This window comes from Pseudomonas plecoglossicida NBRC 103162 = DSM 15088 (genome assembly GCF_000730665.1).
In the GTDB taxonomy this organism is placed as follows: Bacteria; Pseudomonadota; Gammaproteobacteria; order Pseudomonadales; family Pseudomonadaceae; genus Aquipseudomonas; species Aquipseudomonas plecoglossicida.
The window spans coordinates 1-14,891 of sequence record NZ_BBIV01000033.1 but is presented as its reverse complement, the minus strand read 5'-3'; the positions used below and the strand labels follow the sequence as shown (position 1 = coordinate 14,891).

At 61.1% G+C, this 14,891-nt stretch carries 11 protein-coding genes; 10 read left to right on the top strand and 1 reads right to left on the bottom strand.

Going from position 1 to position 14,891, the window contains the following annotated elements; all coding sequences use genetic code 11:
* Positions 1-134: 134 nt before the first annotated feature.
* Positions 135-1,424: a citrate synthase gene (gltA, locus tag PPL01S_RS17930; protein WP_016393097.1), complete on the bottom strand. Its 1,290-nt coding sequence runs from the start codon at positions 1,422-1,424 to the stop codon at positions 135-137.
* Between the two features lie 352 nt (positions 1,425-1,776).
* On the opposite strand from gltA, the gene sdhC reads away from it, so the two are divergent.
* The 10 genes from sdhC to brnQ all read left to right on the top strand — a co-directional run bounded on the left by sdhC (position 1,777) and on the right by brnQ (position 14,731).
* A complete protein-coding gene (sdhC, locus tag PPL01S_RS17925) occupies positions 1,777-2,163 on the top strand; it encodes a succinate dehydrogenase, cytochrome b556 subunit (protein WP_008091902.1) in 387 nt (128 codons plus the stop codon).
* Positions 2,157-2,525: a succinate dehydrogenase, hydrophobic membrane anchor protein gene (sdhD, locus tag PPL01S_RS17920; protein ID WP_008091903.1), complete on the top strand. Its 369-nt coding sequence runs from the start codon at positions 2,157-2,159 to the stop codon at positions 2,523-2,525. Before sdhC ends, sdhD begins: the two co-directional genes overlap by 7 nt.
* 3 nt (positions 2,526-2,528) lie before the next feature.
* On the top strand, positions 2,529-4,301 hold the full coding sequence (gene sdhA, locus PPL01S_RS17915; protein ID WP_016393098.1) for a succinate dehydrogenase flavoprotein subunit: 1,773 nt from the start codon (positions 2,529-2,531) through the stop codon (positions 4,299-4,301).
* 11 nt (positions 4,302-4,312) lie between these two features.
* A complete protein-coding gene (locus PPL01S_RS17910; protein ID WP_012315348.1) occupies positions 4,313-5,017 on the top strand; it encodes a succinate dehydrogenase iron-sulfur subunit in 705 nt (234 codons plus the stop codon).
* Positions 5,018-5,263: 246 nt separating this feature from the next.
* Positions 5,264-8,095: a 2-oxoglutarate dehydrogenase E1 component gene (locus PPL01S_RS17905; protein ID WP_028625102.1), complete on the top strand. Its 2,832-nt coding sequence runs from the start codon at positions 5,264-5,266 to the stop codon at positions 8,093-8,095.
* Between the two features lie 42 nt (positions 8,096-8,137).
* Positions 8,138-9,349 carry a 2-oxoglutarate dehydrogenase complex dihydrolipoyllysine-residue succinyltransferase gene (odhB, locus tag PPL01S_RS17900; RefSeq protein ID WP_016393100.1) on the top strand — a complete coding sequence of 404 codons (1,212 nt, stop codon included), beginning with the start codon at positions 8,138-8,140 and terminating at the stop codon, positions 9,347-9,349.
* A 97-nt stretch (positions 9,350-9,446) separates the two neighbouring features.
* Positions 9,447-10,883: a dihydrolipoyl dehydrogenase gene (lpdA, locus tag PPL01S_RS17895; protein ID WP_016393101.1), complete on the top strand. Its 1,437-nt coding sequence runs from the start codon at positions 9,447-9,449 to the stop codon at positions 10,881-10,883.
* A gap of 173 nt (positions 10,884-11,056) precedes the next feature.
* Positions 11,057-12,223 carry an ADP-forming succinate--CoA ligase subunit beta gene (sucC, locus tag PPL01S_RS17890; protein ID WP_011534748.1) on the top strand — a complete coding sequence of 389 codons (1,167 nt, stop codon included), beginning with the start codon at positions 11,057-11,059 and terminating at the stop codon, positions 12,221-12,223.
* Positions 12,223-13,107 carry a succinate--CoA ligase subunit alpha gene (sucD, locus tag PPL01S_RS17885; RefSeq protein WP_016393102.1) on the top strand — a complete coding sequence of 295 codons (885 nt, stop codon included), beginning with the start codon at positions 12,223-12,225 and terminating at the stop codon, positions 13,105-13,107. Before sucC ends, sucD begins: the two co-directional genes overlap by 1 nt.
* Before the next feature lie 310 nt (positions 13,108-13,417).
* A complete protein-coding gene (brnQ, locus tag PPL01S_RS17880) occupies positions 13,418-14,731 on the top strand; it encodes a branched-chain amino acid transport system II carrier protein (RefSeq protein WP_016393103.1) in 1,314 nt (437 codons plus the stop codon).
* Positions 14,732-14,891: the final 160 nt, after the last annotated feature.

Sequence of the window (14,891 nt, the reverse complement as noted above, 5' to 3'; positions counted from 1 at the left end):
TGAACTGGCCATGTCGCCGGCAAGCCGGCTCCCACAGGTATCCCGCAAAGCTTGAGTATTGTGGGGTACCTGTGACACAGCAATAAAAAAGGCTGCCCGAGGGCAGCCTTTTTTAGCGTTCGGCTCAGGGGGGCTTACTTGCGGTCCTTCAGGTCGACGATGTCGCGCTGCAGCTCGCCGGTGTACAGCTGGCGCGGGCGGCCAATCTTGTACGGGCTGGAGAGCATTTCTTTCCAGTGCGAGATCCAGCCCACGGTACGTGCCAGGGCGAAGATCACGGTGAACATGCTGGTCGGAATGCCGATGGCCTTCAGGATGATGCCCGAGTAGAAGTCGACGTTCGGATACAGCGAGCGCTCGATGAAGTACGGATCGGTCAGGGCGATCTCTTCAAGGCGCATGGCCAGTTCCAGCTGCGGGTCGTTCTTGATGCCCAGCTCGCCGAGCACTTCGTCGCAGGTCTTCTTCATCACGGTGGCGCGCGGGTCGCGGTTCTTGTACACGCGGTGACCGAAGCCCATCAGCTTGAACGGATCGTTCTTGTCCTTGGCCTTGGCGATGTACTTGTCGATGTTCGAGACATCGCCAATTTCATCGAGCATGGTCAGCACGGCTTCGTTCGCACCGCCGTGGGCAGGGCCCCAGAGTGCGGCGATACCGGCGGCGATACAGGCGAACGGGTTGGCACCCGAGGAGCCGGCAAGGCGCACGGTGGAGGTGGAGGCGTTCTGCTCATGGTCGGCATGAAGGATGAAGATCCGGTCCATCGCCTTGGCCAGCACCGGGCTGATCGGTTTGATCTCGCACGGGGTGTTGAACATCATGTGCAGGAAGTTTTCCGCGTACGACAGGTCGTTGCGCGGGTACATCATGGGCTGGCCCATGGAGTACTTGTAAACCATCGCGGCCAGGGTCGGCATCTTGGCGACCAGGCGTACCGCGGAGATTTCGCGGTGTTGCGGGTTATTGATGTCCAGGGAGTCGTGGTAGAACGCCGAGAGGGCGCCGACCACACCGCACATCACCGCCATCGGGTGAGCGTCGCGGCGGAAACCGTTGAAGAACGACTTCAGCTGCTCGTGAACCATGGTGTGGTTCTTCACGGTGCTGACGAACTGAGCCTTCTGCTCGGCATTCGGCAATTCGCCGTTGAGCAGCAGGTAGCAGGTTTCCAAGTAGTCCGATTGCTCGGCGAGCTGTTCGATCGGGTAGCCGCGGTGCAGCAGTACGCCCTTGTCGCCGTCAATGTAGGTGATCTTCGACTCGCACGAGGCAGTCGCCATGAAACCAGGGTCGAAGGTGAAGTGACCAGTGGCCCCCAACCCGCGGACGTCGATTACATCAGGACCAACGGTGCCGGTTAAAATGGGCAGCTCGACGGGGGCAGCGCCCTCGATGACCAACTGCGCTTTTTTGTCAGCCATGTGGCCTCCTATTAATGCTTGAAATCATCAGACAGACCCCCCACGCAGGGCCCGCACCACTATAGAGAAGTAAATTCGAATGTCAATTTGCCTAAAGGCTGGTTGAAAGCGGCCTGCAGGCCTGATTTTTCACGAAATTCTCGCCCATTTACGCCTTTTGCTCACTAAAGGCAATGCGCTATTTGGGCTACCCCCTCACGTTGTCATAAGCAGCCTAACTGTCTATACTCGGCACCCGACCGCCAGGGGCTTGCAAGCCCGAACTGCTGGGGGTCGCCGTTCCCTGGGTGGTGGGTACCTGACCAGTACACTTACCAACAACTTTGCCCTGATTCGCTAGGGGCTCTTCAGTGTGAAAAAAGCCGTGAAAAGCCAACGACCTGTAAACCTAGACCTAAGGACCATCAAGCTTCCTGTCACTGCGTACACGTCCATCCTGCACCGTATCTCCGGCGTCATCCTGTTCATCGGCCTTGCCATCATGCTTTATGCACTGGGCAAGTCGCTGGGCTCCGAGGAAGGCTTCGGCGAGGTGAAGGCGTGTCTGACCAGCCCGCTGGCCAAGTTCGTGACCTGGGGCCTGCTGTCCGCCCTGCTTTATCACCTCGTGGCAGGTGTTCGCCACCTGATCATGGACATGGGCATCGGTGAGACGCTGGAAGGCGGCAAGCTGGGCTCGAAAATCGTGATCGTCATCTCCGTGGTGCTGATCGTTCTGGTGGGAGTTTGGGTATGGTAACCAATGTCACGAACCTGTCGCGTTCGGGCCTCTATGACTGGATGGCGCAGCGCGTCTCGGCGGTCGTTCTCGCGGCTTACTTCATCTTCCTGATCGGCTACGTGGTCGCCCACCCAGGCATCGACTACACCCAGTGGCACGGTCTGTTCTCCAACAACGCGATGCGGATCTTCAGTCTGCTGGCCCTCGTTGCCCTGGGCGCTCACGCCTGGGTCGGCATGTGGACCATCGCCACCGACTACCTGACGCCGATGTCGTTCGGCAAGTCGGCGACTGCGATTCGTTTCCTGTTCCAGGCGGTATGCGGCGTTGCGATGTTCGCTTACTTCGTCTGGGGTGTGCAGATTCTCTGGGGTATCTGATCCATGGCTAGCATTCCAACTATTTCCTTCGACGCCATCATCATCGGTGGCGGCGGTGCCGGCATGCGCGCAGCGCTGCAGCTGGCTCAGGGCGGTCACAAGACAGCCGTGGTCACCAAGGTCTTCCCGACCCGTTCGCACACCGTATCCGCCCAGGGCGGCATCACCTGCGCCATCGCTTCGGCCGACCCGAACGACGACTGGCGCTGGCACATGTACGATACCGTCAAGGGCTCCGACTACATCGGTGACCAGGACGCTATCGAATACATGTGTCAGGAAGGCCCGGCCGCGGTCTTCGAGCTGGATCACATGGGCCTGCCGTTCTCGCGTACCGAAACCGGCCGTATCTACCAGCGTCCGTTCGGTGGCCAGTCCAAGGACTTCGGCAAGGGTGGCCAGGCTGCCCGTACCTGTGCCGCTTCCGACCGTACCGGTCACGCGCTGCTGCACACCCTGTACCAGGGCAACCTGAAGGCAGGTACCACCTTCCTCAACGAGTACTACGCTGTCGACCTGGTGAAAAACCAGGAAGGCGCCTTCGTCGGTGTGATCGCGATCTGCATCGAAACCGGCGAAACCATGTACATCAAGTCCAAGGCCACCGTTCTGGCCACGGGCGGTGCGGGCCGTATCTACGCCTCGACCACCAACGCCCTGATCAATACCGGTGACGGTATCGGCATGGCCCTGCGCGCCGGCGTGCCGGTGCAGGACATCGAGATGTGGCAGTTCCACCCGACCGGCATCGCCGGCGCCGGTGTACTGGTCACCGAGGGTTGCCGCGGTGAGGGTGGCTACCTGATCAACGCCCACGGCGAGCGCTTCATGGAGCGTTACGCGCCGAACGCGAAAGACCTGGCCGGCCGCGACGTGGTCGCCCGTTCCATGGTCAAGGAAATCATCGCCGGCAACGGCGTGGGCCCGAACAAGGACCACGTACTGCTGAAGCTGGACCACCTGGGCGAGGAAGTGCTGCACAGCCGCCTGCCAGGTATCTGCGAACTGTCCAAGACCTTCGCCCACGTCGACCCTGTGGTCGCGCCGGTCCCGGTCGTGCCAACCTGCCACTACATGATGGGTGGCGTTGCCACCAACATCCATGGCCAGGCCATCACCATGGACGAAGAAGGCAAGGATCACATCATTCCTGGCCTGTTCGCGGTCGGTGAAGTGGCGTGCGTATCGGTTCACGGTGCCAACCGCCTGGGCGGCAACTCGCTGCTCGACCTGGTGGTGTTCGGTCGCGCTGCCGGTCTGCACCTGGAGAAGGCGCTGAGCGACGGCATCGAGCACCTCGACGCCAGCGACACCGACATCGATGTTGCCCTGAGCCGCCTGAACAAGCTCAACGAGCGTTCCACTGGCGAAGACGTTGCAAGCCTCAAGCGCGAACTGCAGAGCTGCATGCAGAACTACTTCGGTGTATTCCGTACTGGCGAATACATGCTGAAGGGTATCGAGCAGCTGGCTGGCCTGCGCGAGCGCATCGCCAACGTCAAGATCAACGACAAGTCCCAGGCCTTCAACACCGCGCGTATCGAAGCGCTGGAGCTGCAGAACCTGCTGGAAGTTGCCGAAGCTACCGCCATTGCGGCCGAAGCCCGTAAAGAGTCCCGCGGCGCTCACGCCCGTGAAGACTTCGAAGACCGTGACGACGAAAACTGGCTGTGCCACACCCTGTACTACCCGGGTGAGAAGCGCGTTGCCAAGCGTGGCGTCAACTTTGCGCCGAAGACTGTTCCAGCCTTCGAACCAAAAGTCCGGACTTACTAAGGGTGGCTGCTATGTTGAAAGTCGAAGTTTATCGTTACAACCCGGACACCGACTCGGCGCCCAAGATGGAGTCGTTCGACGTCGATACCGGCGGCAAGGACCTGATGGTTCTGGATGTATTGGCGCTGATCAAGGAAAAGGACGAGGGTTTCTCGTATCGTCGTTCCTGCCGTGAAGGCGTGTGCGGTTCCGATGGCATGAACATGAACGGCAAGAACGGCCTGGCCTGCATCACCCCGCTGTCGGGTGTGGTGAAGGGCAACAAGCTGGTTCTGCGTCCGCTGCCAGGCCTGCCGGTCATTCGTGACCTGGTGGTCGACATGAGCATCTTCTACAAGCAGTACGAGAAGGTGAAGCCATTCCTGCAGAACGATACGCCGGCTCCGGCCATCGAGCGTCTGCAGTCGCCGGAAGATCGCGACAAGCTGGACGGTCTGTACGAGTGCATCCTGTGCGCCTGCTGCTCGACCTCCTGCCCGTCGTTCTGGTGGAACCCGGACAAGTTCCTGGGCCCCGCCGCCCTGCTGCAGGCCTATCGCTTCCTGGCCGACAGCCGTGACACCAAGACCCAGGAGCGCCTGGCGTCCCTGGATGACCCGTTCAGCGTATTCCGCTGCCGCGGGATCATGAACTGCGTGAACGTTTGCCCGAAGGGTCTGAACCCGACCAAGGCAATCGGCCATGTACGTAACATGCTGCTGCAAAGCGGCACCTGATTCAAAGTGTTGTAACTGCAGTAAGCCGAGGTGCGGGTGGTGAGCCCGCACTGAGGTAAAACCTGAGCAAGGGCCCAGAAAGCCCGCGCTCGATACCTATGAAGATATGAGACCAGCAGGGGCTTTCCGGGCTGGTACCCGGAAAATCAGCAGGATCCAAGTGGCGTGGTTCAGTCGCTGTGTTCGGACTTTTCCAGGTTTGCTCTGGCTCTCGCCGATCAGTCCCCTAACCGAGGGTGACCAAGCATGCAAGAAAGCGTGATGCAGCGCATGTGGGAAAGCGCCCACCTTTCAGGTGGTAACGCTGCATATGTGGAAGAGCTCTACGAGCTCTACCTGCACGACCCTAACGCTGTGCCAGAAGAGTGGCGCACTTACTTCCAGAAGTTGCCTGCTGATGGCAGCACCGCTACCGATGTATCGCACTCGACGATCCGCGACCATTTCGTACTGCTGGCAAAGAACCAGCGCCGCGCCCAACCGGTATCCGCCGGGAGCGTGAGCACAGAACACGAGAAGAAGCAGGTTGAAGTTCTGCGACTGATCCAGGCCTATCGTATGCGCGGCCATCAGGCTGCCAAGCTCGACCCGTTGGGGTTGTGGCAGCGCCCTGCGCCCGTAGACCTGTCGATCAATCACTACGGCTTGACCAATGCCGATCTTGATACGACCTTCCGTGCCGGCGACCTGTTCATCGGCAAAGAGGAAGCGAGCCTACGCGACATCTTCGAGGCACTCCAGAAGACATATTGTCGCACCATTGGCACCGAGTTCACCCACATCACCGATTCCGAGCAGCGCAGCTGGTTCCAGCAGCGCCTGGAAAGCGTGCGCGGTCGTCCGGAGTTTTCCGCCGACGTGCAGGCTCACCTGCTCGAGCGCGTGACCGCCGGTGAGGGCCTTGAGAAGTACCTGGGCACCAAGTACCCAGGCACCAAGCGCTTCGGCCTGGAGGGTGGCGAAAGCCTGATCCCGATGCTGGACGAAATGATCCAGCGCTCCGGCTCCTATGGCACCAAGGAAGTTGTGATCGGCATGGCCCACCGCGGCCGTCTCAACGTCCTGGTCAACACCTTCGGCAAGAACCCGCGCGAGCTGTTCGACGAGTTCGAAGGCAAGAAGATGAACGAGCTGGGCTCCGGTGACGTGAAGTATCACCAGGGCTTCTCCTCCAACGTGATGACCCCGGGCGGCGAAGTCCACCTGGCCATGGCGTTCAACCCGTCCCACCTGGAGATCGTCTCGCCAGTGGTGGAAGGTTCGGTACGTGCTCGCCAGGACCGTCGCAACGACACCGTCGGCGACAAGGTGCTGCCGATCTCGATCCACGGTGACGCTGCCTTCGCCGGCCAGGGCGTGGTCATGGAAACCTTCCAGATGTCGCAGACCCGCGGTTTCAAGACCGGCGGCACCGTGCACATCGTGATCAACAACCAGGTCGGTTTCACCATCAGCAACCCGCTGGACTCGCGCTCCACCGAGTATGCCACCGACGTTGCCAAGATGATCCAGGCGCCGATCCTGCACGTGAACGGCGACGATCCGGAAGCGGTCCTGTTCGTGACCCAGCTGGCTGTCGACTACCGCATGCAGTTCAAGCGTGACGTGGTCATCGACCTGGTCTGCTACCGTCGTCGCGGCCACAACGAGGCCGACGAGCCGAACGGTACCCAGCCGCTGATGTACCAGCAGATCAGCAAGCAGCGCACCACCCGTGAGCTGTACGCCGAAGCGCTGATCCAGGCCGGTCGCATCGACGCCGAGCGTGCCCAGGCCAAGATCGACGAGTACCGCAACGCGCTGGACAACGGCCTGCACGTGGTGAAGAGCCTGGTCAAGGAGCCGAACCGCGAGCTGTTCGTCGACTGGCGTCCGTACCTGGGCCATGCCTGGACCGCGCGTCACGACACCCGCTTCGACCTCAAGACCCTGCAGGAACTGTCGGCCAAGCTGCTGGAACTGCCAGAAGGCTTCGTCGTCCAGCGTCAGGTCTCGAAGATCTACGAAGACCGCCAGAAGATGCAGGCCGGTGGCTTGCCGATCAACTGGGGTTATGCAGAGACCATGGCCTACGCCACCCTGCAGTTCGAAGGTCACCCGATCCGCATGACCGGCCAGGACATCGGCCGTGGCACCTTCTCGCACCGCCACGCGGTGTTGCACAACCAGAAGGACGCCAGCACCTACGTACCGCTGCAGAACCTGTTCCCGGGCCAGCCGCGCTTCGACCTGTACGACTCCTTCCTGTCGGAAGAAGCAGTACTGGCCTTCGAATATGGCTACTCGACCACCACGCCGAACGCGCTGGTGATCTGGGAAGCCCAGTTCGGCGACTTCGCCAACGGTGCGCAAGTGGTGATCGACCAGTTCATCACCAGCGGCGAGCACAAGTGGGGCCGCCTGTGCGGTCTGACCATGCTGCTGCCACACGGCTACGAAGGGCAGGGGCCGGAGCACTCCTCCGCGCGCCTGGAGCGTTACCTGCAGCTGTGCGCCGAGCACAACATCCAGGTCTGCGTACCGACCACCCCGGCACAGATCTACCACCTGCTGCGTCGTCAGGTCATCCGCCCGCTGCGCAAGCCGCTGGTCGTCCTGACACCGAAGTCGCTGCTGCGCCACAAGCTGGCCATCTCGACGCTGGAAGACCTGGCAGAAGGTTCGTTCCAGACCGTGATCCCGGAAGTCGATGCAATCGACCCGGCCAAGGTCGAACGCCTGGTCCTGTGCAGCGGCAAGGTCTACTACGACCTGCTGGAAAAACGCCGTGCCGAAGGCCGCGAAGACATCGCGATCCTGCGTATCGAGCAGCTGTATCCGTTCCCTGAGGACGACCTGGTCGAAATCCTGGCGCAGTACAGCAACCTCAAGCATGCGGTCTGGTGTCAGGAAGAGCCGATGAACCAGGGCGCCTGGTACAGCAGTCAGCACCACATGCGCCGTATCCTGGGCCGCCACAACAAGGCACTGGTCCTGGAATACGCTGGCCGCGACGCTTCTGCCGCGCCAGCCTGTGGTTACGCTTCGAAGCACGCCGAACAGCAGGAAAAACTGCTGCAAGACGCCTTCACTGTCTAACGCCTTCGCGCACCTGAAACCGAATTTAAGGAAACACTGATAATGGCTATCGAGATCAAAGCCCCAACCTTCCCGGAATCGGTTGCCGACGGCACCGTTGCCACCTGGCACAAGCAGCCGGGCGAAGCCGTCAAGCGTGACGAGCTGATCGTCGACATCGAGACCGACAAGGTCGTCCTGGAAGTGCTGGCCACCGCTGACGGTGTGCTGGGTGCCATCGTCAAGGGCGAGGGCGACACCGTCCTGTCCGACGAAGTATTGGGTTCGATCGTTGAAGGTGGCGCTGCCGCCGCCGCTCCAGCCGCTGCTGCTCCGGCTGCCGCTGCCGCCGACGCTGGCGAAGACGACCCGGTCGCCGCTCCAGCCGCACGCAAGCTGGCTGAAGAGAACGGCATCGACCTGGCTACCGTTGCCGGTACCGGCAAAGGTGGTCGCGTGACCAAGGAAGACGTGGTTGCCGCGGTTGCCAACAAGAAGTCGGCACCTGCCGCCGCTCCGGCTGCCAAGCCTGCCGCTGCTGCCGCTGCTCCGGTCGTGACCGCCGCTGGCGACCGCACCGAGAAGCGCGTACCGATGACCCGCCTGCGTGCCAAGATCGCCGAGCGTCTGGTCGAAGCCCAGTCGAACATGGCGATGCTGACCACCTTCAACGAAGTCGACATGACCGAAGTCATGGCCCTGCGTTCGAAGTACAAGGACCTGTTCGAGAAGACCCACAACGGCGTGCGCCTGGGCTTCATGTCGTTCTTCGTCAAGGCCGCCACCGAAGCGCTGAAGCGCTTCCCGGCAGTCAATGCGTCGATCGACGGCAACGACATCGTCTACCACGGCTTCGCCGACGTCGGCGTTGCCGTCTCCAGCGACCGTGGCCTGGTGGTACCGGTGCTGCGTAACGCCGAGTCGATGAGCCTGGCTGAAATCGAGAACGGCATCGCCACCTTCGGCAAGAAGGCCCGTGACGGCAAGCTGTCGATCGAAGAAATGACCGGCGGCACCTTCACCATCACCAACGGTGGTACCTTCGGTTCGATGATGTCGACCCCGATCGTCAACCCGCCGCAGGCTGCCATTCTCGGCATGCACAACATCATCCAGCGTCCGATGGCCGTCAACGGCCAGGTGGTAATCCGCCCGATGATGTACCTGGCGCTGTCGTACGATCACCGCCTGATCGACGGCAAGGAAGCGGTAACCTTCCTGGTCACCATCAAGAACCTGCTGGAAGATCCGTCTCGCCTGCTGCTGGACATCTAATCGCGCAGCTGCAAACGGCAAGCGGCAGGTTTCAAGCAGAAGCCTGCTCGTCTTGTAGCTTGCAGCTTGCTGCTTGAAGCTAAAAAAGGAATCTTTTATGACCCAGAAATTCGACGTAGTGGTGATTGGTGCAGGTCCTGGCGGCTATGTGGCTGCCATCAAGGCTGCCCAACTCGGTCTGAAGACTGCCTGTATCGAGAAGTACACCGACGCCGAGGGCAAGCTGGCCCTGGGCGGCACCTGCCTGAACGTAGGCTGCATTCCGTCCAAGGCGCTGCTGGACAGCTCCTGGAAGTACAAGGAAGCCAAAGAGAGCTTCAACGTCCACGGTATCTCCACTGGCGAAGTGAAGATGGACGTGGCCGCGATGGTTGGCCGCAAGGCTGGCATCGTCAAGAACCTGACCGGCGGCGTTGCCACCCTGTTCAAGGCCAATGGCGTCACTTCGATCCAGGGCCACGGCAAGCTGCTGGCTGGCAAGAAAGTCGAAGTCACCAAGGCTGACGGCACCACCGAAGTCATCGAAGCCGAGAACGTGATCCTGGCTTCCGGTTCGCGTCCGATCGACATTCCGCCGGCTCCGGTCGACCAGAACGTCATCGTCGACTCCACCGGCGCCCTGGAATTCCAGTCGGTACCGAAGCGCCTGGGCGTGATCGGCGCTGGCGTGATCGGCCTGGAGCTGGGCTCGGTATGGGCTCGCCTGGGTGCTGAAGTCACCGTCCTGGAAGCCCTGGACACCTTCCTGATGGCTGCCGATACTGCCGTGTCGAAAGAAGCCCAGAAGACCCTCACCAAGCAAGGCCTGGACATCAAGCTGGGCGCTCGCGTGACCGGCTCGAAAGTCAACGGCAACGAAGTCGAAGTGACTTACACCAATGCCGAAGGCGAGCAGAAGATCACCTTCGACAAGCTGATCGTTGCGGTCGGTCGTCGTCCGGTGACCACCGACCTGCTGGCCTCCGACAGCGGCGTGACCATCGACGAGCGTGGCTACATCTTCGTCGACGATCACTGCGCTACCAGCGTCCCTGGCGTCTACGCCATCGGTGACGTGGTGCGTGGCATGATGCTGGCGCACAAGGCCTCGGAAGAGGGCATCATGGTCGTCGAGCGCATCAAGGGCCACAAAGCCCAGATGAACTACGACCTGATCCCGTCGGTCATCTACACCCACCCGGAAATCGCGTGGGTCGGCAAGACCGAACAAACCTTGAAGGCCGAGGGTGTTGAGGTTAACGTAGGCACCTTCCCGTTCGCGGCCAGCGGCCGTGCGATGGCAGCCAACGACACCGGTGGTTTCGTCAAGGTCATCGCCGATGCCAAGACCGACCGCGTACTGGGTGTGCACGTGATTGGCCCATCGGCTGCCGAGCTGGTACAGCAGGGCGCGATCGCAATGGAATTCGGCACCAGTGCCGAGGATCTGGGCATGATGGTCTTCAGCCATCCAACCCTGTCCGAAGCGCTGCATGAAGCAGCGCTGGCAGTGAATGGCGGCGCCATTCACGTGGCCAACCGTAAGAAGCGTTAATTATAAGAAACCACGGCGGGCTGCCCGTCGTGAGTCTTGCGTGCATGACTCACCGCGGAACGTCGGCCGGACCGGACTACATGGGATAACCCGGGGTCTATCGGTCACAGGTGGTGCGGCGCCAGCAATGGCGCAGCGCCGAAGCGCAGTACCTAACGAAGACGGTAAAAAGCATGAATCTTCACGAGTATCAGGGTAAGCAGCTGTTCGCTGAATACGGCCTGCCAGTTTCCAAGGGTTTCGCAGTCGATACCCCTGAGCAAGCGGCAGAAGCCTGCGACAAGATCGGTGGTTCCGAGTGGGTCGTCAAAGCCCAGGTTCACGCCGGTGGTCGCGGTAAGGCGGGCGGCGTCAAGCTGGTTCGCAGCAAGGAAGACGCCAAGGCGTTCGCTGCACAGTGGTTGGGCAAGAATCTGGTCACCTACCAGACCGATGCCAACGGTCAACCCGTCTCCAAGATTCTGGTCGAATCCTGCACTGACATCGCCAAAGAGCTGTACCTGGGCGCTGTCGTAGATCGTTCGAGCCGCCGTATCGTGTTCATGGCCTCCACCGAAGGTGGCGTGGACATCGAGAAAGTCGCTCACGAAACGCCTGAGAAGATCCTCAAGGCCACCATCGACCCGCTGGTCGGTGCTCAGCCGTTCCAGGGTCGCGAGCTGGCATTCCAGCTGGGCCTGGAAGGCAAGCAAGTTCAACAGTTCGCCAAGATCTTCGTTGGCCTGGCCAAGCTGTTCAAGGATCACGACCTGGCGCTGCTGGAAGTGAACCCGCTGGTCATCAAGGCCGACGGCGACCTGCACTGCCTCGATGCCAAGATCAACATCGACGCCAACGCCATGTACCGTCAGCCCAAGCTGAAGACCTTCCACGACCCGTCCCAGGACGACGCCCGTGAAGCCCACGCTGCCAAGTTCGAACTGAACTACGTTGCCCTTGAAGGCAACATCGGCTGCATGGTCAACGGTGCCGGCCTGGCCATGGGTACCATGGACATCGTCAACCTGCACGGCGGCAAACCAGCCAACTTCCTCGACGTTGGCGGTGGCGCTACCAAAGAGCGCGTTACCGAAGCGTTCAAGATCATTCTGTCCGACAGCAATGTCGCGGCCGTTCTGGTCAACATCTTCGGCGGCATCGTTCGCTGCGACATGATTGCCGAAGGCATCATCGGTGCAGTGAAAGAAGTCGGCGTCAAAGTACCGGTTGTTGTTCGCCTCGAAGGCAACAACGCCGAACTGGGCGCTAAAGTACTGGCAGAAAGCGGTTTGAACATCATTGCGGCAACCAGCCTGACCGACGCTGCTCAACAAGTTGTCAAAGCTGCGGAGGGCAAGTAATGAGCGTCCTGATCAATAAAGACACCAAAGTCATCTGCCAGGGCTTCACCGGCTCGCAGGGTACTTTCCACTCCGAACAAGCCATCGCCTACGGCACCAAGATGGTTGGCGGCGTGACCCCAGGCAAAGGCGGCACCACTCACCTGGGCCTGCCGGTGTTCAACACCGTGAAAGAAGCGGTAGAAGCTACCGGCGCTGACGCTTCGGTCATCTACGTTCCGGCTCCTTTCTGCAAGGACTCGATCCTGGAAGCGGCCTTCGGCGGCATCAAGCTGATCGTCTGCATCACCGAAGGTATTCCTACCCTCGACATGCTGGACGCCAAGGTCAAGTGCGACGAACTGGGCGTGACCCTGATCGGCCCTAACTGCCCAGGCGTGATCACTCCGGGCGAGTGCAAGATCGGCATCATGCCAGGTCACATCCACCTGCCAGGCAAGGTCGGTATCGTTTCGCGTTCCGGCACCCTGACCTACGAAGCTGTGAAGCAGACCACCGACGCCGGTTTCGGCCAGTCGACCTGCGTCGGCATCGGCGGTGACCCGATCCCGGGTTCCAACTTCATCGACATCCTGAAGCTGTTCCAGGAAGACCCGAAGACCGAAGCGATCGTCATGATCGGTGAGATCGGCGGTTCGGCTGAAGAAGAAGCCGCGGCCTACATCAAGGCCAACGTGACCAAGCCAGTCGTTTCCTACATCGCCGGTGTTACCGCACCTGCGGGCAAGCGCATGGGCCACGCTGGCGCCATCATCTCCGGCGGCAAGGGCACTGCGGACGAGAAGTTCGCCGCCCTGCAGGACGCTGGTGTGAAGACCGTGCGTTCCCTGGCTGACATCGGCAAGGCCCTGGCCGAGCTGACTGGCTGGGAAGCCAAGAAGTAAGTAACACATAGTACCCCCACGCGCACAGAGGCCACCTTCGGGTGGCCTTTGTCGTTTCTGGGATTGGGGAGTGGCCGCACTGGCCTCATCGCTCACTCAGACGACAAACATGTACGCACATCGGACAAGCAGCACCATGGCAGTGCGTTTGCCGGGTAAAACGGTTAATCTACGCGCTCACTCTGTGCCCGTACCCCAAAAGGGAACGACACGCTAAACGGGTCTGGCCTATCAAGCCGGGCAGCATTTCCCTCATCCATGGGGAAATCCCTTCTCGAATCCCGATTTCAGCAGTGTGGTACTATCCTAAATGAAAGTTTTAAAAGGCCAGGATATCCTGGCGCTTGGCTTTATGACGTTCGCGCTTTTCGTGGGCGCCGGCAATATCATCTTCCCGCCTATCGTTGGCCTGCAATCCGGTCCGCATGTCTGGATGGCAGCCTTGGGCTTCCTGGTGACCGCAGTGGGTCTGCCGGTCATCACCGTTGTCGCCCTGGCCAAGGTCGGTGGCGGCATGGATGCCCTGAGCAGCCCGATCGGCAAGTTCTTCGGTGGGCTGTTGGCGGCCGTGTGCTACCTCTCGGTCGGCCCGCTGTTCGCGACCCCGCGCACCGCGACCGTGTCGTTCGAAGTGGGTGTGGCGCCGCTGACCGGCGAAAGCCCGCTGGCACTGTTCATCTACAGCCTGGTGTACTTCATCGTGGTACTGGCAGTGTCCATGTACCCGGGCAAGTTGCTCGACACCGTGGGTCGCTTCCTGGCGCCGCTGAAGATCATCGCCCTGGCCGTGCTCGCCATTGCCGCCTTCGCGCTGCCTGCCGGGACCATTGGTGAAGCGCAGCCGGCTTATGCTGCCGCTGCGTTCTCCAAGGGCTTCTCCGATGGCTACCTGACCATGGATACCCTCGGTGCCCTGGTATTCGGTATCGTCATCGTCAACGCCATCCGCTCGCGCGGTGTCGAGTCGCCGAAGCTGATCACCCGCTACGCCATCATCGCCGGCCTGATCGCCGGTGTCGGCCTGGCGCTGGTGTACATCAGCCTGTTCCGCCTGGGCGCCGGCAGCCACGAAATCGCCGCAGGCGCCACCAACGGCGCAGCGGTACTGCACGCATACGTGCAGCACACCTTCGGCTCGCTCGGCAGTGGTTTCCTGGCCGTACTGATCGCCCTGGCCTGCCTAGTGACTGCCGTTGGCCTGACCTGCGCCTGCGCCGAATACTTCAGCCAGATGCTGCCGCTGTCGTACCGCACGCTGGTGGTGATCCTGGCGGGCTTCTCGCTGGTGATCTCCAACCTGGGCCTGACCAAGCTGATCATGTTCTCGATCCCGGTGCTGACCGCCATCTACCCGCCGTGCATCGTGGTGGTGGGCCTGAGCTTCGTCAAAGACCTGTGGAATTCGCCAACGCGCATCCTCGCGCCGGTCATGCTGGTATCGCTGGTGTTCGGTATCGTCGATGCGATCAAGGGCAGCAACCTCGCCCACGTACTGCCGGACTTCATGGCCCATCTGCCGCTGAGCGACCAGGGCCTGGCCTGGCTGGTACCTTCGGTGGTGACGCTGGTGGGGGCCGTGGTCTGCGACCGCATGCTTGGCAAGCCGCGCGAAGCGTTGGCCTGATGGGTTGAAACCTGAGGGCGGCACCGGCCACAAGCCGTAGGGTGCGCGCCATGGGTGCAGACCAGAAAACCCCGCATTCGCAAGGATGCGGGGTTTTTGTTTGTCTGCACTGGCCTCATCACCGGCAAGCCGGCTCCCACAAAAAAGTCACCACCGCCCC

What these genes read in the sequence shown, in the direction of transcription:
- gltA (WP_016393097.1), bottom strand. Translation starts at nt 1,424, where the DNA reads ATGGCTGACAAAAAAGCGCAGTTGGTCATCGAGGGCGCTGCCCCCGTC.
- sdhD (WP_008091903.1), top strand. Translation starts at nt 2,157, where the DNA reads ATGGTAACCAATGTCACGAACCTGTCGCGTTCGGGCCTCTATGACTGG.
- sdhA (WP_016393098.1), top strand. Translation starts at nt 2,529, where the DNA reads ATGGCTAGCATTCCAACTATTTCCTTCGACGCCATCATCATCGGTGGC.
- PPL01S_RS17910 (WP_012315348.1), top strand. Translation starts at nt 4,313, where the DNA reads ATGTTGAAAGTCGAAGTTTATCGTTACAACCCGGACACCGACTCGGCG.
- PPL01S_RS17905 (WP_028625102.1), top strand. Translation starts at nt 5,264, where the DNA reads ATGCAAGAAAGCGTGATGCAGCGCATGTGGGAAAGCGCCCACCTTTCA.
- odhB (WP_016393100.1), top strand. Translation starts at nt 8,138, where the DNA reads ATGGCTATCGAGATCAAAGCCCCAACCTTCCCGGAATCGGTTGCCGAC.
- lpdA (WP_016393101.1), top strand. Translation starts at nt 9,447, where the DNA reads ATGACCCAGAAATTCGACGTAGTGGTGATTGGTGCAGGTCCTGGCGGC.
- sucC (WP_011534748.1), top strand. Translation starts at nt 11,057, where the DNA reads ATGAATCTTCACGAGTATCAGGGTAAGCAGCTGTTCGCTGAATACGGC.
- sucD (WP_016393102.1), top strand. Translation starts at nt 12,223, where the DNA reads ATGAGCGTCCTGATCAATAAAGACACCAAAGTCATCTGCCAGGGCTTC.
- brnQ (WP_016393103.1), top strand. Translation starts at nt 13,418, where the DNA reads ATGAAAGTTTTAAAAGGCCAGGATATCCTGGCGCTTGGCTTTATGACG.